The sequence below is a fragment of the Bacillus pseudomycoides DSM 12442 genome, from assembly GCF_000161455.1.
GTDB classification, from domain to species: Bacteria; Bacillota; Bacilli; order Bacillales; family Bacillaceae_G; genus Bacillus_A; species Bacillus_A pseudomycoides.
On record NZ_CM000745.1, the window covers coordinates 5,163,111 to 5,163,422 of the forward strand.

A 312-nucleotide genomic window follows, 5' to 3' on the forward strand; every position below is an offset into this window, starting at 1 on the left:
GTAAGGGAGTTTTTTCATCATTTCATATTCCTCCTATATAGGTTTTGATTGTAAGTTTATTTCTCCTTTAAAAGCGATATCTTTTGAAGCTAGTTCTGCATCGCTATGAATATCATTTCAACTTTGTTTAGCAGCCTTTAAATCATCAAGTATTAAAGAAAATTTATAGTGAAAGGCGAAGTCTTGAATCAGACTTCGCCTTTTCGTTATATAGGGATTTACTAATTATTTTATAACCATTTAACAATGTAATCATAGATTCTCTATGTTTTGAGTAACTTTGCAACGGAACCAATATTTCCTTATTTTTGC